The sequence below is a fragment of the Corynebacterium sp. ACRPH genome (assembly GCF_022347285.1).
GTDB lineage: Bacteria > Actinomycetota > Actinomycetes > Mycobacteriales > Mycobacteriaceae > Corynebacterium.
In genome coordinates this window covers 24,404-43,400 of the sequence record NZ_JAKRND010000004.1, presented here as the reverse complement: position 1 = coordinate 43,400, position 18,997 = coordinate 24,404, and the positions used below count along the sequence as shown (strand labels likewise).

General features: G+C 62.7%; 13 protein-coding genes. 6 read left to right on the top strand and 7 right to left on the bottom strand.

Annotated features, from left to right (window positions below):
* Window positions 1-56: 56 nt before the first annotated feature.
* The gene (gene hflX, locus MHX66_RS02995; RefSeq protein ID WP_239199564.1) at window positions 57-1,511 is read left to right on the top strand and encodes a GTPase HflX; all 1,455 of its coding nucleotides are present in this window, start codon (window positions 57-59) and stop codon (window positions 1,509-1,511) included.
* A gap of 26 nt (window positions 1,512-1,537) precedes the next feature.
* On the opposite strand, the gene MHX66_RS02990 is transcribed toward hflX, so the two are convergent.
* Entirely contained in the window at window positions 1,538-2,335 is a 798-nt protein-coding gene (locus tag MHX66_RS02990; protein ID WP_239199562.1) for a DeoR/GlpR family DNA-binding transcription regulator, read from the bottom strand.
* A 60-nt stretch (window positions 2,336-2,395) separates the two neighbouring features.
* Window positions 2,396-3,196: a transcriptional repressor LexA gene (gene lexA / locus MHX66_RS02985; RefSeq protein ID WP_239199559.1), complete on the bottom strand. Its 801-nt coding sequence runs from the start codon at window positions 3,194-3,196 to the stop codon at window positions 2,396-2,398.
* A gap of 333 nt (window positions 3,197-3,529) precedes the next feature.
* Between lexA and MHX66_RS02980 the strand changes: the two genes are divergently transcribed.
* Together MHX66_RS02980 and nrdR are read left to right on the top strand one after the other, a co-directional pair.
* Window positions 3,530-3,913, top strand: coding sequence for a hypothetical protein (locus MHX66_RS02980; RefSeq protein ID WP_239199556.1), 384 nt, complete (start codon window positions 3,530-3,532; stop codon window positions 3,911-3,913).
* Between the two features lie 99 nt (window positions 3,914-4,012).
* On the top strand, window positions 4,013-4,504 hold the full coding sequence (gene nrdR / locus MHX66_RS02975) for a transcriptional regulator NrdR (RefSeq protein WP_239199553.1): 492 nt from the start codon (window positions 4,013-4,015) through the stop codon (window positions 4,502-4,504).
* 12 nt (window positions 4,505-4,516) lie between these two features.
* Here nrdR and hrpA read toward each other — a convergent pair whose 3' ends face one another.
* Window positions 4,517-8,527 carry an ATP-dependent RNA helicase HrpA gene (gene hrpA, locus MHX66_RS02970; protein ID WP_239199550.1) on the bottom strand — a complete coding sequence of 1,337 codons (4,011 nt, stop codon included), beginning with the start codon at window positions 8,525-8,527 and terminating at the stop codon, window positions 4,517-4,519.
* Window positions 8,528-8,776: 249 nt separating this feature from the next.
* On the opposite strand from hrpA, the gene MHX66_RS02965 reads away from it, so the two are divergent.
* Window positions 8,777-10,855 carry a neutral/alkaline non-lysosomal ceramidase N-terminal domain-containing protein gene (locus MHX66_RS02965; protein ID WP_239199547.1) on the top strand — a complete coding sequence of 693 codons (2,079 nt, stop codon included), beginning with the start codon at window positions 8,777-8,779 and terminating at the stop codon, window positions 10,853-10,855.
* A gap of 71 nt (window positions 10,856-10,926) precedes the next feature.
* Complete coding sequence (locus MHX66_RS02960) at window positions 10,927-11,889, top strand: hydrogen peroxide-inducible genes activator (protein ID WP_239199544.1); 963 nt, start codon at window positions 10,927-10,929, stop codon at window positions 11,887-11,889.
* Between the two features lie 47 nt (window positions 11,890-11,936).
* On the opposite strand, the gene MHX66_RS02955 is transcribed toward MHX66_RS02960, so the two are convergent.
* The gene (locus tag MHX66_RS02955) at window positions 11,937-14,495 is read right to left on the bottom strand and encodes a DEAD/DEAH box helicase (protein ID WP_239199541.1); all 2,559 of its coding nucleotides are present in this window, start codon (window positions 14,493-14,495) and stop codon (window positions 11,937-11,939) included.
* A 6-nt stretch (window positions 14,496-14,501) separates the two neighbouring features.
* Complete coding sequence (locus tag MHX66_RS02950) at window positions 14,502-15,548, bottom strand: PAC2 family protein (protein WP_239199538.1); 1,047 nt, start codon at window positions 15,546-15,548, stop codon at window positions 14,502-14,504.
* Between the two features lie 217 nt (window positions 15,549-15,765).
* Between MHX66_RS02950 and MHX66_RS02945 the strand changes: the two genes are divergently transcribed.
* Window positions 15,766-17,265, top strand: coding sequence for a DUF4192 domain-containing protein (locus tag MHX66_RS02945; protein WP_239199535.1), 1,500 nt, complete (start codon window positions 15,766-15,768; stop codon window positions 17,263-17,265).
* Here MHX66_RS02945 and galE read toward each other — a convergent pair.
* Complete coding sequence (galE, locus tag MHX66_RS02940; RefSeq protein ID WP_239199532.1) at window positions 17,222-18,256, bottom strand: UDP-glucose 4-epimerase GalE; 1,035 nt, start codon at window positions 18,254-18,256, stop codon at window positions 17,222-17,224. The genes MHX66_RS02945 and galE overlap by 44 nt on opposite strands.
* A 13-nt stretch (window positions 18,257-18,269) precedes the next feature.
* Window positions 18,270-18,992 (bottom strand): metal-dependent transcriptional regulator, encoded by a 723-nt coding sequence (locus tag MHX66_RS02935; RefSeq protein WP_239199529.1) that lies wholly within the window; start codon window positions 18,990-18,992, stop codon window positions 18,270-18,272.
* Between the last annotated feature and the right edge of the window lie 5 nt (window positions 18,993-18,997).

Here is an 18,997-nt window from a genome sequence, read left to right as displayed (position 1 = left end):
AGTCCGCCGTACCAAATTTCCTATTTACCGCCCCTGACAGGTAAAAATAGAGCGTAATGACGGAAAAGACGGATAAAACCGAACACACTACACACCTTTATGATTCGCACGTGGCGCCCACGGTCGGCGAGCTCGATCTGGAGGAGCGCTCGAGCCTCCGACGACTGTCCCGCGGAGTAAATACCTACACAGACGAGCAGTCCGACGGCTACGACGTTGAGTACCGCAAGCTGAGGCTGGAGAAGGTCGTGCTGGTCGGCGTGTGGACCACCGGGACGATCGCGCAGGTGGAGGCGAGCCTGGAGGAACTGCGAGCCCTAGCCGAAACCGCAGGCTCCGAAGTGGCGGAGATGCTCTACCAGCGGCGCGACAAGCCGGATTCAGGTACTTACATCGGCCGCGGCAAGGTCGAGGAGCTGAAGTCCGTGGTGCTGGAAACCGGTGCAGATACCGTGGTCTGCGACGGTGAGCTGAGCCCGGGCCAGATGATCGCGCTCGAGAAGGCGCTGGACGTCAAGGTGATCGACCGGACCATGCTAATTCTGGATATCTTCGCCCAGCATGCGAAATCCAAGGAAGGCAAGGCGCAAGTCTCGCTGGCGCAGATGGAGTACCTCATCACCCGCGTGCGCGGTTGGGGTAGCGCGCTGTCCCGGCAGGCGGGCGGTCGCGCGGGCTCCAACGGTGGCGTGGGCCTGCGCGGACCTGGCGAGACGAAGATCGAGGCGGATCGCCGTCGCCTGCGCTCCGACATGGCGAAGCTGCGCAAGGAGATTGCGGCGATGAAGACCTCCCGCGAGGTCAAACGCGAGCGCCGTGACGCCTCGGCCATCCCTCAGATCGCGATTGCGGGATACACGAACGCGGGCAAGTCCTCCCTGATTAACGCACTGACGGGTGCGGGTGTGTTGGTTGAGGATGCCCTGTTCGCCACCCTGGATCCGACGACGCGTCGCGCGAGCCTCGCGGACGGTCGAACGGTGGTGTTCAGCGACACGGTGGGCTTCGTCCGCCACCTGCCCACGCAGCTGGTGGAGGCGTTCCGTTCCACTCTGGAGGAAGTCCTGGCCGCCGACGTGGTGCTGCACGTTGTGGATGGCTCCGACCCGTTCCCGCTGGAACAGATCAAGGCAGTGAACACCGTGATCGGTGGAATCGTGGAGGAATCCGGGCAGGAGGCGCCGCCGGAGATTTTGGTGATCAACAAGATCGACGCAGCCGACCCGCTGGTGCTGGCGGAGCTGCGGCACCGCATTCCGGATGCCGTGTATGTGTCCGCGAAGACAGGGGAGGGCATTCCGGAATTGGAGGCCCAGCTGGAGTTGTTCCTCAACTCGCTGGATTCTCACGTGACCCTGCACGTTCCATTTGACCGTGGCGATCTGGTGGCCAAGGTCCACGAGCTGGGAACGGTGATTGCGGAGGACTACGACGCGGACGGAACTCGCCTGGATGTACGTCTACCGAAGGTGGTTGCGGCGGAGCTGGAGGAGTTTGTCGTCGCCGAGTAGCTAGTCGGCGGAGCTAGTCGGCGGAGCTAGTCGGCAAAGGTGACGTCGATGCCTAAGTTTCTTAGTTCGTTGACGTAGGGCTCGGGGGCGCCGCGGTCGGTGACGATGGCGGCGATGTCATCGATGCTGGCGAAACTGACGAGATAGTCGAGGCCGAACTTGGTGGAATCGCACAGGGCGACTACCGAATCGGAGTTGGCGACCATGGCGCGCTTGATGGCGCCTTCTTGAGCATCTGGGGTGGATAGGCCGTGGTCGATGGTGAGCGCGTTGGTGCCGATGAAGGCCACGTCCGCATGTAGCACGCCGAGCGCTCGGGTGGCTAGGTCGCCGACGACGGCCTGAGAGGCCGCGCGGACGTGCCCGCCGATCAGCTGCACATCGCAGCGCGAGGATTCAGCCAGGGTAGTGGCGATGAACAACGAGTTCGTGACGATGTTCAGCTTCGGCGCCATGAGCTTCGGGTCGTTCGTTGCGTTGGCCTCCGCGATCGCTTCGGCGAACACGCCGGTGGTGGTGCCCGCGTCGATGAAGACGGTTCCCGAGGGCGGCAGCAGCTGCACCGCTGCCCGGGCGATTGCGCGCTTGGCCCCGAGGGCGGCCTTCGACCTGGTGGCGAGCGTGGTGAAGTCTGTACGGAAGTTCTGTACGGGCACGGCGCCGCCGTGGACGCGGAAGAGCTCGCCGCCGTCGTCGAGGACCGCTAGGTCGCGGCGAATTGTTTCTGCGGTGACGCCGAACTTCTCCGCCAACTCATTCACAGTTACCCGGCCGTGAATGGCGGTGAGGGAGAGTATCTGACGGCGCCGTTCTGCTGATTCCATGAGCGTCATTTTAGTTGTTTGCGGGCTGGAAGCGGCGGCGTCAGAACCAATGGGGGGAACCTAGATCTTGCGCAGGACCGCGGCGACCTTGCCCAGGATCGTCGCTTCCTCGGCGGGAATGGGCTCGAACAGCGGATTGTGGGGGATTAGCCACAGGCCGTCGGAATCCTTTTGGAACTCCTTGACCGTGGCTTCGCCGTCGATCATTGCCGCCACGAAGTCGCCGAACTCGGCGACGGACTGCGAGCGGACGACGACCCAGTCACCGTTGAAAATGCCCGCGTCGTGCATCGATTCGCCCACGACCTGAAGCAGGAAGAGCTCGCCGTTGCCCACGAGCTCCTGGGGGAGGGGGAAGTGAGCTTCGACGTTCTGCTCCGCGAGAATCGGGGCGCCGGCAGCGATCTGGCCGACGACCGGAACGTAGGTTGCCTCCGGCATGATCTCGCCGTCGGCAGTCGGTTCCGGAGCCGGGGCGTTGGCCTTGGGCTTGCTGGTGTTGTTCTTCGTGCCCTCGTTGCCCAGCTGGCCGCCGTCGAATGCCCGCACGTCGACGGCGCGGGGGCGCTTGCCATCACGGCGAAGGTAGCCGCGCTTCTCGAGTTGGGTGAGGTGGTAGGAGACGGAGGACGTGGAGTGCAGCCCCACTGCGTCCGCAATCTCGCGGATGCTCGGTGGATAGCCACGGATGACCGTCGAATCCTTAATGACCTCCAAAATGCGGCGCTGGCGGGTGCTCAAGGCAGGCTTCTGGCCATCCTTCTGGGCCTGCTTCTCCGCGCGCTTGTCGGCTTCCGACTTCGGCGGGCGGCCAAGCCGCGGGCGCGGTGTGGGGCTATCGGTGGAATCGTCGGTGCTCACGGGATCTACCTCGCTCGGTATTCGGTGTGGATTCGGTACTCGGCAGTAGCTGTTCGCTTCAGCTGTCTCCATCGACTTTACCCGATAAAAGGAGAATTTCTAGTGTATGTGTTCGAAAATGTTTAGATTCCGCTAGACACGTTCGAACAGGCGTGCTAAATTTCTGAACGTAACGGTAATTAGAACACGTGATCTAGTGTTCTATTAAGTATCCACAACATGTCTGGCGCAGATGGTTCACTGTGAATCGCAGCGAAGCAAGTCTTGTGCACCGCCTCGAAGGTGGCGCCGATGCGCTGCTGATATGCCGCCAATACACCAAGGAGTAAGTAGATGACCACCTCGATCGTACGCCCTGCAACGTCTCGCCAGTCTGCGACCTTCCGTTCTTCTGCCACGCGCGCCCGGGTGACGCGCCACGATCGGGTAGCCCCGCTGCGCCAGCCGCGGGTACTCAAGCCGGATTGGGATCAGGTGGGCGAGAGGCGTAAATCGAACACCTACGGCTACTCTACGGCGCCGGTAGCCCGTTCGATGTCCAGGGAGAGGGCTGCGCGGATTTCGGGCGCTAACGAAAGGGTGTTCGAAGTGCAGCCGAACCGTATCGAGGCAATTCGGGCGCGTGTGGATCGCGTGGTTCACTCTCCGGGTGCGACCATGGTGTCCTTGGGGGCAATGTCCGCACTAGTCGGCCTCGCGCCCATGCTGATTCCTTAAGGAGGATCCATCAAGGTGGCGACCAAGTCTGTAGCTTCTGTAGCTTTTGTAGTTTCTGTAGCTTCTGTCCCGTTGAGGTGAAGGACTAAGCTGGGTGGCGTGTTGTGCCCCTCTTGCAGTTCTGAATCCTCCCGCGTAGTCGACTCGCGCTCTATCGAAATGGGCGTATCCATTCGCCGCCGCCGTGAGTGCAGCGAGTGTCAGACGCGTTTCACGACCATCGAAAGATCCGTCCTATTGGTGGTCAAGCGAAACGGGGTGACCGAGGAGTTCAGCAGGGAGAAGGTCATTAAGGGTGTTCGTCGGGCATGCCAAGGGCGCGACGTCTCTGATGACGCTTTGAAGCGCCTTGCACACGAGGTGGAGCAGGCAGTGCGCGTGGCACATGGGTCACAAGTCCCCGCTAACCAGATCGGCTTGGCGATCCTCGACCCGTTGCGCACCCTAGACGAGGTTGCATATCTGCGCTTTGCCTCGGTGTATAAGTCCTTCAACTGCGCCGAAGACTTCGAGCAGGAGATCGAATCCTTGCGGGCGCACCGCCATGCGCTTGCCGAGCGCCACGGGGAGGCGGGCAGCGAGGAAAGCTAGCTGCGAAGAAAACTAGCGAATCTTCTCCAGCTTCTTCCGGATTCGCTGCAGGGAAACCGAATGAGCCGTGCCGAGGTTCTGGGCGAAGAGGCTGACCCGGAGCTCCTCGATCATCCAGCGCACCTCCTTAATCTGCGGCGAGGCAGCCCGCGCAGTAGGTAGGCGCTTCTTGGTCTTTTCTAATAACTCGAAGGCCTCCTGGACCTCATCGTCCAGATCCTCCTCCTTGTCCGGATCCGTCTTCATCAGCTCCAGGCGTGCACGCATCGCCTCCACATAGCGCGGTACATGGCGCATGTGCTCAATGCCATTACGAGCGATAGCGTGCTTGCCCAAGAAGAAGTCCAGTTGTGCGCGCATATCGTCGATAGCCTCGCCCGACCAGCCCTTAAGCTCCGCTGATATATCGGCTACCGCCAGCACCGCAGGAGCCAGGGCAACGACATACTGCCGCACCCGGCCCGGCCCCTGGGATCGTGCGGCGCCAACTACCTCCTCGCACTTTTCCGGATCGCGGATCACCGGCCCCAGCTTCATCAGCATGTCCCGGCACGCGAGAGCCACGACGTCGTTCACCAGGCCGTCCACGCCACCGGGAGTATTCTCCATGGCCACCCGCTGGCGCAGCGGCAGCCCCTTGATCATCTGCTTCGGCGACACAGTGCAGGCCGCAACCATCATGTTCAGCACCGTCGTAAACTGCTGGTCGTCCGCCGCCTGCTTGGTGGGGAAGGCCTTCAAGGTCACCCGGCCCTTTGCCGAGCGTTCTGCACCCTCTGCGCCGCACTTAGAGATGACGATCGCCGGGTAGGTGTTGAGGGTCTGGCCATCCACCACCGTTTCCACCGTTTCCGGCAGCACGCCGATGCCATCCGCGGTCCATGCTTCTGCGGTGGCCAGCACGCCGGTGGATGTTCCGGCCTGCTTCTTCGAGCCCTTCCGGCGCGACGGCGTATGCTGCGCCGCATCGCTCGGGGCAGCGGTCTTGGAACGCGCGGCGGCCTGGGCAATCGCGGACGTGACCTGCCCGGCCAGCTTGTTCTGCAGGTACTGCAGGTCGCGCGACTTCTCGATCACATTGCCACGGCGGTCGATGGCGGCAAACTGCATGCGTAAGTGCCCGGGAACCCGGGACCAGTCGAAGTCCAGTGCGGAGATCCCCTGGCCGCCGAGCTCGCGCAGCGCCTCGGCCAGCGCAAACCCAAACTCCCCGTCAAAGGGAACCATCCGACGCAGAGCAGCAGCGGCGAAGTTGCTGGCGGGCACCACACTCGTGCGCAAAGGCTTGGGCAGGGAACGGATTAGGGCGATCGCCAGCTCCTCCCGCATGCCGGCAACCAGCCACCGTGTCTCTGGCTCGGAGACGTTCGCCAGCAGGGGGATCGGCACGCGCATCGTCATGCCGTCGTCCGGGTCGCCAGGCATAAAGACATAGCTGAGCTCGAACTCCAGGCTGCCCTGCCGCCACACGTCGGGGAACTCATCGGCAGCCTTCGCCGCCTCCTCCGAGTCGATCAGCGCGTCGAGCGTGAAATCCAGCTGGTGCGGGTCTTTATGGCGAGCCTTCTTCCACCAGGAATCAAAGTGCCGGGAGGAAACGATCTTTTCTGGCAAGCGGGCGTCATAAAAATCAAAGAGCGCTTGATCGTCGACAACGATGTCGCGGCGGCGAGCCTTATCCTCCAATTCGGTCGCCTCGGAGAGAAGCCTCTGGTTGTGGGCGAAGAAATGGTGGCGGGTTCTCCAATCGCCCTCCACGAGCGCGTGCCGGATGAACAATTCGCGCGCCAAGGCCCGATCCACCTTCGAGGCATTGACCATCCGGTCGGCGACGATCGGCAATCCCAGAAGCAGCACCTTTTCGTGCACCATTGCCGCTCCACGGGAAGACGACCACACCGGTTCCGAATAGTTGTATTTCACCATGTGCGGGGCGATCGTTTCGATCCAGCTCGGGTCGATGGGCCCTACGGTGCGGGCGAAGACCTGCGAGGTCTCCACCAGCTCGGCGGCCATGAGCCACTGCGGGGGCTTCTTGGACACGTGCGAGGAAGGGTGCACCACAAAGTGCGAGCCGCGGGTGCCGGTAAACTGCTTGGAGTTGCCTTCGCGCATTCCCACGTGGGTCAAAAGGCCAGTGAGAATGGACTTGTGAACCAGATCCTCGTCGATCGCCTCTGGCTCGAAAACCAGCTCCCTCACGTGGCGAATATTCGGAATCTTCCAGCTTAGATCCTGCACGACGGAAAGCATCTGGCGCACCAAATCCATCCACTCGCGGACGCGCACGTAGTGGATGAACTCGCGCTGGCACAGCTTGCGGAACTTGTTCGCGGACAGCTCCTGGCGCTGTTCCTGCAGGTAGTTCCAGAGCTTCAGTAGGCTCACGAAGTCGGAGTTCGCCTTGAAACGCGCGTGCATTTCGTCGGCCTGCTGCTGCTTTTCCAGGGGGCGTTCGCGCACGTCTTGGATGGACAGGGCGGAGACGATGACCGCAATGGGCTCGATGATGTTGTTCGCATGTCCGGCCGCCAGCATGCGCGCGAGCCGCGGATCGGTAGGGATGCGCGCCATGTCGCGGCCGATGGGGGTAAGCGCTGCGTCCTTTGTTGACGCCAACGCTCCGAGCTCCTGCAGTAGAGCCACACCGTCACGGATGGACTTGTTGTCGGGTGCCTGGAGGAAGGGGAAGCGTTCAATATCGCCCAAGCCGAGGGCGGCCATGGACAGGATCACGCTGGACAGGTGGGTGCGCAGAATCTCCGGGTCGGTGAACTCGGGTCGCGACTCGAAGTCCTCTTCGGAGTACAGGCGGATGGCGATGCCGTCGGCGATGCGGCCCGAACGGCCGGAGCGCTGCTTGGCGCTGGCCTGGCTAATGGGCTCCACCGGCAGGCGCTGAACCTTGGTGCGGTTGGAATAGCGGGAGATGCGGGCATAACCAGTGTCCACCACGTAGTGGATGCCAGGAACCGTCAGCGAGGTTTCCGCGATGTTGGTGGCCAGCACGATGCGGCGACGCGGCCCGGTGCGGAACACGCGGTGCTGCTCGGCGTTTGAAAGGCGCCCGAACAGCGGTAACACGTCTACCTTGCGTGCGCCACCGGCACCGGCGAACTCGCCTTCCAGCGCCTCGGCGGCATCGCGAATCTCGCGTTCGCCGGAGAAGAAGCACAGGATGTCGCCCTCGCCGGCGCGCATCAGCTCCTTACATGCCGCAACGAGCGCGTCCAGGGGGTCGGTCTCCACCTCGATGACCTCGCCGGTTTTCGGGTTCTCGCGCTCCGTCACCAGCGGGCGATAGCGAATCTCCACCGGGTAGGTTCGCCCCGAGACCTCGATGATGGGGGCGGGGGAGCCGGAGGCGTCCGCAAAGTGCTTTGCGAAACTCTCAGGGTCGATCGTCGCGGAGGTGATGATGACCTTCAAGTCCGGCCGCTTCGGCAGTAGCTGCTTGAGGTAGCCGAGAAGGAAGTCGATGTTAAGGCTGCGCTCGTGGGCCTCGTCGACAATGATCGTGTCGTAGTCGCGCAGCAGGCGATCACGCTGGATCTCGTTGAGCAGTACGCCATCGGTCATGAGCTTCACGGCGGTGTGCTTCGAGATGGTATCGTCAAAGCGGATTTTGTAGCCGACCAGGGAAGTATCGTCGCTGATCTGTTGGTCGAGTTCCTCCGCGATGCGCTCGGCCACGCTGCGGGCCGCGATGCGGCGCGGCTGGGTGTGACCAATGACCTTGGTGCGTCCGCGGCCGAGTTCCAGGCACATCTTGGGAATCTGGGTGGTTTTACCCGAGCCGGTCTCACCGGCGATGATGACCACCTGGTTGTCCTCGATGGCCTTTTTGATGTCTTCTCGCCGCTCAGAGACCGGCAGGTCGGGGTAGGTAATCGGCGGAATGGTGCGGATGAATTGCGGGCGGCGGCGCTTGTTTGAGCGTCGCCGGGAGCGCCTGCGCCCCTGCGGCTTGCCCTGGGCGCGGCCTTCGTTGGTGGGGGAGGCCGACCCGTGCGCGTCCGTCATGTGTGAATCACCCGTCTCGCTTGCCAGAATTTCCCCGTGTTAAAGGGGCTGAACAGGCCGATTCTAGCAATGAGCCTCCAGGGGAGGAACCTGCACCCCTGAACAGTTTTTACCCCCAAATAATATTAGAGGACTATAAATGTTTGATTAATATACACAAACTATCCCGTAGCCCCATGGATTCGGTCTAGTCTTTCGCTAGTCAAAACAATCTAATCTTTTAAGTAGTTTTGAGAAGCGAGAGACCTCATGTGTGAACACGGCCAGAACGCCACCCCGAACAATCTGCAGAACCCGCTGAAGTCCCAGCTCAGCCGCCGCAACTTCTTCCGTGGAATGGCTGCGGTATCCGGCACCGTACTCTGGGTCTCCGCCGGTGCGCCAGGAGCAAGCGCGCAGGAAGCTAGTGGCAGCAGTGGAGGAGGCTTCCACGTCGGCCGCGGTCTGGCGGACATGACCGGCGAGCCATGGGGCGCCGGTATGTTCGGCTACGCCGTGGACGAGCAGAAGACCGTCGGCATCCAGCGCCGCCAGTACGCCCGCGCGTTTATTTTTGTTGACGCCAACCACGACAACTCCCGTTTCGTCCATGTCACCTGCGACGTTGGGCTGATGTTCCAGTCTATTCACCTGGAGGTGCTCCGCCGCCTCAAGGAGAAGTTCGGGGATCTGTACGACCAGACCAACGTCCTACTCACGGCCACCCACACTCACGTGGCTCCAGGTGGCACGTCCCAGCATTTGATGGTCGATATCACCCACGGTGGCTTCCGCCCGAAGACCTTCGAGGCCACGGTGGCGGGCATTGTTACCGCCATTGAACGCGCGCACGCGGACATCCAGCCCTCAGACGTCACGGTTGCTGAGACGACGGTCGCTGATGCGGGCGTCAATAGGTCAAAGACCTCGTGGGACCGCAACCCCGAAGAGGACAAGAAGGCGCTACCCAACGGGGTGGATACCCGCAGTGTGACCCTCCATGTTTCGCGCGGCGGCAAGCAGGTTGGCTTGATCAACTGGTACTCGCTGCACCCGACGAGCTTCGGCGCGGAGTACAAGCACATCGCAGGCGACAACAAGGGCTACGCAGCCTGGGCGACCGAGGAAGCTCACGGAGTGGTGCACCGCTATCCTGAGGACGCGCCGTTTGTCGCTGCCTTCGCCAACATGACGCCCGGTGACATCACGCCGAACATGGGGTTGACGCCCAACTCTGGGCCGGGAGCAGACGAGCGCGAATCTGCGCAGATCCTCGGCGAGCGGATGATGGCGGCGACCAATGACCTAGGCAAGGACTGGTCGGCAGGCGGTATCGACGGGCGCATGCGATGGGTGAACTGCCCGCAGCTGGTGGCCAGCCCGCGCTTTACCCCGGACAAGAAGGAGCACAAGCTGGGGCCGGCGATTCTGGGTGCGGCTTTTGCTGCGTCTTCGCAGGAAGACGGCGGCGGTGTGCCCATCCTGGGTTTCAATGAGGGCGAGCGCGGCGGTAACCCGTGGGTGCGCGACCTCAACAACTTCCTTTCGCCCCAAGAGATCAAGGATATCCACGGCCCGAAGGAGGGCCTGCTGCCGATGGGCTACATCGAAGGCATGATTCAGCAGGTTCACCCGTTCACGATCCACCGGCTGGGCTCGTTTGTGCTGGTGAGTCTTGGTTTTGAGCCAACGGTCACCAGCGGTTTGCGCATGAAGCGAACGGTCGCTGCGGCGCTGGGCGTGCCTGAGAACACCATCGTGGTGCAGGGGTACACCAACGCCTACGGCCACTACATCACCACGCCCGAAGAGTACGAGGCGCAGAACTACGAGGGCGGCGCAACTATTTTCGGCCAGTACCAGCTGCCCGCGTTCCAGGACGTGCTCGACGAGATGGCGCGCGCTCTGAAGGAGGGTAAGCCGGTGGAGGTCGGGCAGCCCGCCGGGGATCTCACCGGGCTGATTCCCAATGTGCCGGGCAGCGACAACTGGATGGATGCGCCGCCGCCGGGCAAGAAGTTCGGAGAAGTGCTGGAAGCACCCAGGGAAGTGAAGGCCGGCTCGCAGGCGCGGGTGGTTTTCGTAGGCGCGAACCCGAACAACGACATGCGCCACGGCGAGGGCTACGTGACGATCGAGGACGCCAGCGGGAAGGTGGTCGCGGACGACTCCAGCGAGAACACTCTAATCACCTTCGAAAACTCCTTCGGGCAGACGCGAACCACCGTCGAGTGGGGCACACGCGATGTGCAGCCCGGCAAGTACACCGTGCGGCTCAAGGGAGATTGGAAGGCCTTCCTGGGCAAGCTTTCGCCCTTTGAGGGGACCGCTGAACTACAGGTGAGCTAGATATAGGGCAAAGGTACTTATTTTTCCGATGGTAATTATACTTTTCTAATAATTGCTGTAGAGTTGAGGACGTGGTTCAAAGAGAGTATCGACCAACAGTTGCCCAACTACGTACCTTCGTGACCATCGCCGAACACGGTCACTTCGGCACCGCCGCCTCGCACCTGGGGATCTCCCAGCCGTCGCTGTCTCAAGCGCTGGCAGCGCTGGAGGCGGGGCTTGGCGTGCAGCTGATCGAACGATCCACTCGCAAGGTCATCGTCACCCCGGTGGGGCGGGGACTGCTGCCATTCGCGCAAGCGACGCTGGAGAGCTTGGAGACCTTCGTCACCCACGCCCGCGGCGCCCACGGCGGCCTGGTCGGCTCGCTAGCCATCGGCATGATCCCCACCGTTGCGCCGTACATCCTGCCCGACGTGCTGCACACGGTTAACGACGTTGCCCCGAAGCTGGAGCCGCGCATCGTAGAGGAAAAGTCCCCGCTGCTGGTCGATGCACTACGCCAGGGCAAGATCGACGTTGCCGTGCTCGGCATGCCTGGTGAGGGAGGCGGGTTGAACACCGTTGACCTGTACACCGAAGAGTTCGTCCTGGTTCTGCCTGAGGGGCACCCTCTGGCCGGTCGGAAGGATCTGGCGGTCGACGAGCTGAAGAACATCGAGCTGTTGCTGCTGGACGACGGGCACTGCCTGCGCGACCAGATCCTGGAGCTGTGCCGCACCGTGGATATGGCCAACGACCCGCGCCACTCCGTAACCCGCGCCGCGAGCCTGTCCACGGTAATCCAGCTGGTAGCCGCCGGTTTGGGCGCGACCCTGGTGCCGCTGTCCGCGGTGGCTGTGGAGTGCCAGCGCCCGGGAATTTCCCTGGCGACGTTCGCCGGCGGTGCCGTGCGCGCCGGCCGTACGATCGGCATGGCCTACCGCTCCAGCTCCACGCGCATCGACGACTATGCGGCGCTGGGGGAGATCGTGGCGCAGTCCTTCAACCACGTGGCAAAGGATAGCCGCCGCGTGTTGGAGACCTTCCTCTAAGCCAGTGGGTTAAGCCAGTGGATTCAGCCCGGGGTTAAACCTGCGGGCTAGCCCTGCACGATCGTGAGCTCCGACAGGCGGATCTCACCGGCCTCGTCCGTCGCGGCGAGGTCCACCACACCCTCGAGCGCCCAGCCGTGGTCGCCTTCCGGATCGTCGATGATCTGACGGACGAACCAGCTTCCGGCCTCGGAGCCGGTGCCCCGCTTGATAAGGATGTTCTTATTTGACCGCGCGGCGGCGTCCACACCAACATCCGCATACTCGTCGAAGTAGTCGTCCATCGCGGCGGGCCAGTCCGGCGGCGAGTCCAGGTATTCGTCCATCTCCGCAAGCTCGCGCTCCTTCTCGAAGGCGAAGAGCTCCACGTGGCGGAAGAAGTAGTTGCGCACCATGCGGGTCAGGGCCTGCGGGTTCGCGGACAGCAGGTTCGTATCCTCCACCCCATAGGCGTGCTCGGCGACCTGATCCTCCGTCAGCGGGGCATCCGGGTCGGCCATCTGCACCCACTCGTCGATGAGGGAGGAATCTACCTGGCGGATCAGTTCGCCCAGCCACACGAGGATGTCGTCGAACTCCTCGGAGCGGTAGCTTTCCGGAACCGAGTGCTCCAGCGTGCGGTAAGCGTCCGTCAGGTAACGCAGCACCACGCCCTCGGAGCGGCCCAGCCCGTAGGTGGACACGAAGTCGGAGAAAGTCATGGCCTTTTCCACCATGTCGCGCACGATGGATTTCGGGCTGATCTGAAAGTCCCGAGCCCAGGGGTTTCCTTCGCAGAAGGTGTCGTAGGCCTGGTCTAGCTCGTCGGCCAGCGGCATGGGCCAGGTGATGTCTTCGACGATGGCCATGCGTTCGGTGTAATCGACGCCCTCTGCCTTTAGCGCCGCGATCTCCTCACCCCGCTCCGCTTTCTGCTGGGCTATAAGCACTTGTCGGGGATCCTCCAGCACGGCCTCAAACGTCGAGATGACGTCCAGGGCGAAGGTTTCGGATTCCGGATCCAGCAGCTCCAGGGCGGCCAGAGCGAAGGGGGAGAGCGGCTGGTTCAGCGCGAAGTCGCGGCTTAAGTCCGCGGTCAGGCGTGCATCCTTGCCGCTGGGAGTATCGGCCGCATACTCCTCGACCACGTCGGCGTTGATAAGCCCGCGATACAGTTCGATCGTTCGCAGGATGGCCTTGTTCTGCTTCGATCGCGTGTCATGGTTGGTACGCAGCAGGTGCTTGAGCGCCTCGAAGGTCCACTGGTCGCGGGCAACCACGTTCAGCAGCATCGAGTTGCTCATGCGGAACTGACTGGTCAGCTCCTCTGGCTCCGTGTGGGTGAGCCGCTCGTAGGTCGACTCGCTCCAGGTTGCTTGACCCTCCGGAGCCGAACGCTTGCGCAGCTTCTTGATCTTCTTAGGGTCGCTTCCGGCGCGTTGGCGGAGGCGGAAGTTCTCGATCTCGTGTTCCGGGGCTTGGACCACGACGGTGCCTTCCGTGTCGTAGCCCGCGCGGCCTGCTCGCCCGGCGATCTGGTGGAACTCGCGGGACTTCAGCACGCGGTGCTTCATCCCGTCGTACTTCGTGAGCCCCGTCATCAGTACGGTGCGGATCGGCACGTTGATGCCCACGCCCAGGGTGTCGGTGCCGCAGATGATCTTCAGCAGGCCCTTCTGGGATAGGCGCTCTACCAGGCGCCGATACTTCGGCAGCAGGCCCGCGTGGTGCACACCGATGCCCTTGCGTAGCAGGCGGGAAAGGGTCTTTCCGAAGGCGGATGTGAAGCGGAAGTCGCCGATTTCCTCGGCGATGGCGGCCTTTGCTTCGTCGTTCACCAGTTTCATGCTGGTCAATGCCTGGGCGCGCTCGATGGCCTCGCGTTGGGTGAAGTGGACAATGTAGATCGGAGACTTACCGTCGCTAATAAGCTCTTCCACCGTCTCGTGGACGGGGGTGTAGACGTAGTGAAAGTCCAGCGGCACGGGCCGGGTGGTGCCCGTCACCAGGGTGGTCTGGCGGCCCGTGCGCTCAGTGAGGTCATCCTCCAGCCACTTCGTATCGCCCAGGGTGGCGCTCATCAAAAGGAACTGCGCCTTGGGGAGTTCCAGCAGCGGAACCTGCCAAGCCCAGCCGCGATCCGGCTCGGAATAGTAGTGGAACTCGTCCATCACTACCTGGTCGATCTTCGCCTTCGCGCCATCGCGCAGGGCAATGTTGGCAACGATTTCGGCGGTGGCGCAGATGATCGGTGCCCCGCCATTCACTGTGGCGTCACCAGTCATCATCCCGACATTCTCCGGGCCGAAGGTTTGGCAAAGGTCGAAGAACTTCTCGCTCACCAGGGCCTTGATCGGCGCGGTGTAAAAGCTGCGCTGCTTGCGTGCCATGGCGATAAAGTGCGCGGCGATGGCGACCATGGACTTGCCCGAGCCGGTGGGGGTGGCCAGAATGACGTTGTCTTGGGCGACCAGCGCGGTGGCCGCCTCCTCTTGGGCGGGGTAGAGGCTAATGCCGCGGTCGCGCGTCCAGCCGAGGAAGGATTCCAGAAATGCGTCGTCGATTAGCGACTCTGGAACCTCGTCCAGGTCCGGAAGTAGTTCTGCTAGTTCGGCGGCAATACCCACTGTTTTCTAGTTATCCTCTTGCTCGTCGACGTCAGTGCCGGTGTCGGGCTGGTCGGAGTCAGCGCGGTTCTCGTCGGACATGTTCTGCAGGAACGCCTCGAACTCCGCGCCCAGCTCCTCGCCGGTCGGGATGTCTTGGCCCGGCTTCAGCAGGTTGTTCTCTCGCTTGCGACGCATGCGTTCCATCTCTGCGTCGTATTGGTGCTCGAGGGCGCTGACGACCGTGGCGATCTCCTGAGAGTCTTCCACCTGGTCCTGCAGCTGGTGCTGTACCCGCTCCAATTCTTTTTCCATCGCCTTCAGCGGCAGATCGCGGTCCGCGACTTCCCCGAAGGCCTGCAGCAGGCGCAGCGTTGCCTCCGGGTAGTCCGAGGCCGCAATGTAGTGCGGTACGTGGGCGGTCAGCCCGATCGTCTCGAACCCGTGGCGGTTCAGCTTCTTCTCCGTCTCCAGCGCGGCCGCGCCCGGGACGATCATCCGGGAGTCCCAGGTGTGGAAGTCCTGGATCAGCGAGGAATCCGAAGCGTGCGCGGAGATCACCAGCGGCCTGGTGTGCGGCACCGTCATCGGCGCTGAGTATAGGGAGGCAACCATGCCTACTTGGCCACGCCGGGCCAGGTCCACCACGGCATCGCTAAACGCGCCCCACTTCAGATCCGGCTCGAGTCCACTGAGCAGCAGGAATGGGCGACCCTGCGTGTCCTTCACAAGGTGCAGGTCCAGGCGCACATCGTCGCTATCCACAACCTTGGAGTTATCGATGGTCACACCGGGCCGGCGGGAGCGGTAATCGATCAGCTCGTCTACCTTGAACGAGGCCACTGGGCTGTGTTCCAGGGCGGCGAGCAGGTGGGAGCTGGCGCTGGAAACGGCCTGTCCCGCGTCGGCATAGCCCTGCAGCGCGACCAGCATCGGTAGCTCTTCGGCGCCGTCCTCAGCGCCGCCAAGCCCCGCGGTAGCGTCCGCAATGGAGGGGCGGTCGAACTGGATCGGAGCCGGGTATTCCATCTCGTACATCCGACCCGCGGCCTTGCGCTCGTGGCGACCATTCATAGTTTCGCTCTCCCTTCCGGCGGAACCTTTGTCCAACCAAGCACTGTCTGCCAAGCCTATCAGGCAGTTCGGACAACCTAGCCCGAGACGGCGCGTATTTCGTACAGCTAGAAAGCTGAATTCACAGTTTTGAGTTATCCACAGGTCCCTGGGGCAACGCCAAGTCCAGCGGCCACCGTGGCCGCGTCAAAAATTTTTCTCGACGAGTATCTGCGGCATGAGCAACTCACCAGAACACAACGATCAGAACGCACAATCTATTCCCGCGCCCGCCACCTCCGCTACGCCAGCTCCCTCGGTTCACCTCGGGGCCGACAAAGGAAAGCTCATTGCGGCCATTCCCTCGCTGTTGGGCTTCCCGCCGGTTGATTCGATGGTCATCATCGGCCTTGTCGCTTCCACCGAACCCACCGAACCGATCAACACCGGCACCACCGGCCCCGCCCCCTTGCCGGAGAACCACCGCCGTTTCCGCATCGGCCCCGTCCTACGCTGCGACCTTATCCCCGCCGCTGTGACCGAAGCGGCTCGCGGTCTCATCAATATTCTTTGTGACGCCCCAGCGGCAGAGGCCATCATCCTCACCATCGGCGACATGGATGACCGCCTGCGTGCCTGTGTGGCCTCCGCCATTAAGCAGCTCCAGGACGGATGTGTGGAAGTTCAGTCGGCGCTGGAGGTCTCGCAGATTGCCACGGGGGAACCGTGGACAGATGTCCTAGACGGGGAGACGGGCACCGTCGCCAGCGTGGAAACCAACGAGCTGGCGGACATCAGCGCACTCAGCGGTGCGCGCCGCATGGGCGACAGAGAGGAAATGGAACGCTGGCTAGATCCCGCGAACATCGCAGCACCGGATTGGATGTTGCAGGATCGCGGGGAAGCCACGACGGTCGACCTGATCAAGGTACTAGTCGGGGTGGCCGCCGTGGCGGAAGGCCAGCGAGTGCTGGAGGAGGAATGCGAAGACGAGTACCTGATCGATAGCCTCGCCGCGATTTGTTGCGACGAATTTCTGCACACGGTAGTTATCGCATGGTCGCTCGGTGCAAACAGCGCCATCCTGCGGGAGATGTTGGCAAGTACCGCGCGGCGGACGACGGGATCGGTGCGACGACGGGTGATGTTGATTCTGGCTCTGGTGGCGTCGGCTAACGACGAAGGAGTGCTGGCCTACCACACGCTTACGCGCCTGCTGGAGGAGCTCGAGGCGGACCTCTACACCGAGGATGCGTGCGCGAAGCTGGATCTGTTGGAGCACGCCGACGACCCGGATGCGCTGGCTGCCGACCCCGAAGCAGCGCTGGAAGACATTTTGCGTGGTGTGGAGGATGCCGATGAGTCCGATATGCAGCCACAGCTCAGTGCCTTGGATGAGTTCACCGCCGACATCACGATCGCGGCGCTGGACGCGCACCAGAGGGGCAAGATCAAGCTGCTGCTGTCTAAGGCCGTGCGCGCGGCATGTACGGTCATGGCGAATGTGCAGATGGATCTGGACGCGGCGGAGGATCCAGATGATCCGCGCAGCCAGGGCGATCCGGACGATTCCGGCGAGTCGGAAGGAGCCGGCTGGGTTCCGGAGCGCACTTACGTCACAGTCCGGGAGTATGCCGGGCTTGATCTCGCCTGGGAATACGAGCGCCTGCTACAGACCGTGGACTGGGATGCGGTTAACGCCGTGCGGAATGCAACCTATCACCCAGTTGTCCGCTAAACGCCCACGCATCCGAAATGATCGTATGCAGGTCGGAGCGGGTCGGGTTCCATCCGAGCTCGGCCTTCGCCCTGGCGGAGGAGGCGATGAGGGTGGCGGGGTCGCCTGCACGGCGCGGGGACTCCACGGCCGGAATCGGGTGGCCAGTTACCTCGCGGCAGGTGTCGATCACCTGGCGCACGCTAAAGCCATCACCGGAGCCGAGATTGAAGATGCGGTGCTGGCCGGCAGCGTTAGAGGCCGCGGCTAGCAGGTGTGCGTCCGCCAAATCCCGAATGTGAATGTAATCGCGCACCGCAGTCCCGTCAGCGGTGGGGTAGTCGGTGCCGAAGATGGAGATGTGCTCCCGGTGGCCGAGGGCTACCTGCAGCACCAGCGGAATCAGGTGCGTCTCTACCTTGTGGTTTTCCCCGATGTCGCCGTACGCGCCGGCGACGTTGAAGTAGCGCAGGGAAGTCGCGGCCAGCCCGTAAGCGTTGGCATAGGAGGTGATCATGTGGTCGATCGCCAGCTTGGATGCGCCATAGGGGTTGGTGGGGGCGGTGGGCATATCCTCTGTAATCGGAACCTGCTCGGGTTCCCCGTAGGTAGCGGCGGTGGAGGAGAACACGAGGTTCTGCACTCCGTGCTCGCGCATCTGATCCAGTAGGTACAAGCTGGTTCCCACGTTGTGGTGCCAGTAGATGTCCGGCTTTTCCACCGACTCGCCGACCAAAGAGCGGGCGGCGAAGTGCATCACGGCGGCAACGTCACCGGCTGCGAAGACGTCGGAAATGACGTCGCGGATGTCACCCTGAACAAAGGTAGCGCCCTCTGGCACGGCGTAGTCGTTGCCGGTGGATAGGTCGTCGACGACCGTCACGCGGAAGCCGTGTTCCAGCAGCACGCTGGCACACACGCTGCCGACATATCCGGCACCGCCGGTGACGACAATGTGGGAGGAAGGGGATAGGGCAGAAGAGGAAAGATCGATGCTACTCACATGCCCCACGCTACCGCACTGATTAGCTAACCTTCTCCACTCGCACGGCGTGGCCGAGTTCTTCCGGAATTACCATGGCGCCGTTGTCGTTGCTGAACTCCAGGCCGTCCTCGGTGGCAACCAAGCTCACAACGCTGCCCGGGCGCATGTCAAGCGCATGGAACTTAGCCATCAGCTTGTACTCGACCTGGATGATTTCGTTGATGCTGAGGATCTTCACCTGGATCGGCTCCGACGGCTCAATGTCGGAGGCGCGCTGCGAGGTTCCCTCCTGCAGGGCGTTAACCTTCTCCAGCATCTCCGCGCGTTCGGCCTCCGGGATGCCCTCCACCAGCTCGTCCAGCCCCGGGATCGGGTTGCCGAACGGGGAGGTGGCGTATTCACTGAGCACCTTTACCAGCTGCACCTCGACCTCGTCGCCCATGACGTGTTCCCAACGGCAAGCCTCGTCGTGCACCTTTTCCCACGGCAGGCCGATCACATCGGTAAGCAGGCGCTCTGCCAGACGGTGCTTTCGCATCACGGCGGTGGCCAATGCACGCCCCTGCGTGCTGAGCTTTAGGGAGCGATCCTTCTCGACGGTTAGAAGTTCGTCGCGCTCCATGCGGGCGACGGTCTGGCTCACGGTCGGACCGGACTGATCGAGCCTCTCGGCGATACGGGCGCGCAGCGGTGGGATGCCCTCTTCTTCCAACTCGTAAATCGTTCGGAGATACATCTCAGTGGTATCGACGAGATCCCTCACGTGCG

Bases quoted from the DNA above. Each gene is read 5' to 3' on its own strand.
- MHX66_RS02965 (WP_239199547.1), top strand. From the start codon at position 8,777: ATGTGTGAACACGGCCAGAACGCCACCCCGAACAATCTGCAGAACCCG.
- hrpA (WP_239199550.1), bottom strand. From the start codon at position 8,527: ATGACGGACGCGCACGGGTCGGCCTCCCCCACCAACGAAGGCCGCGCC.
- MHX66_RS02950 (WP_239199538.1), bottom strand. From the start codon at position 15,548: ATGAATGGTCGCCACGAGCGCAAGGCCGCGGGTCGGATGTACGAGATG.
- MHX66_RS02945 (WP_239199535.1), top strand. From the start codon at position 15,766: ATGAGCAACTCACCAGAACACAACGATCAGAACGCACAATCTATTCCC.
- MHX66_RS02990 (WP_239199562.1), bottom strand. From the start codon at position 2,335: ATGGAATCAGCAGAACGGCGCCGTCAGATACTCTCCCTCACCGCCATT.
- hflX (WP_239199564.1), top strand. From the start codon at position 57: ATGACGGAAAAGACGGATAAAACCGAACACACTACACACCTTTATGAT.
- MHX66_RS02980 (WP_239199556.1), top strand. From the start codon at position 3,530: ATGACCACCTCGATCGTACGCCCTGCAACGTCTCGCCAGTCTGCGACC.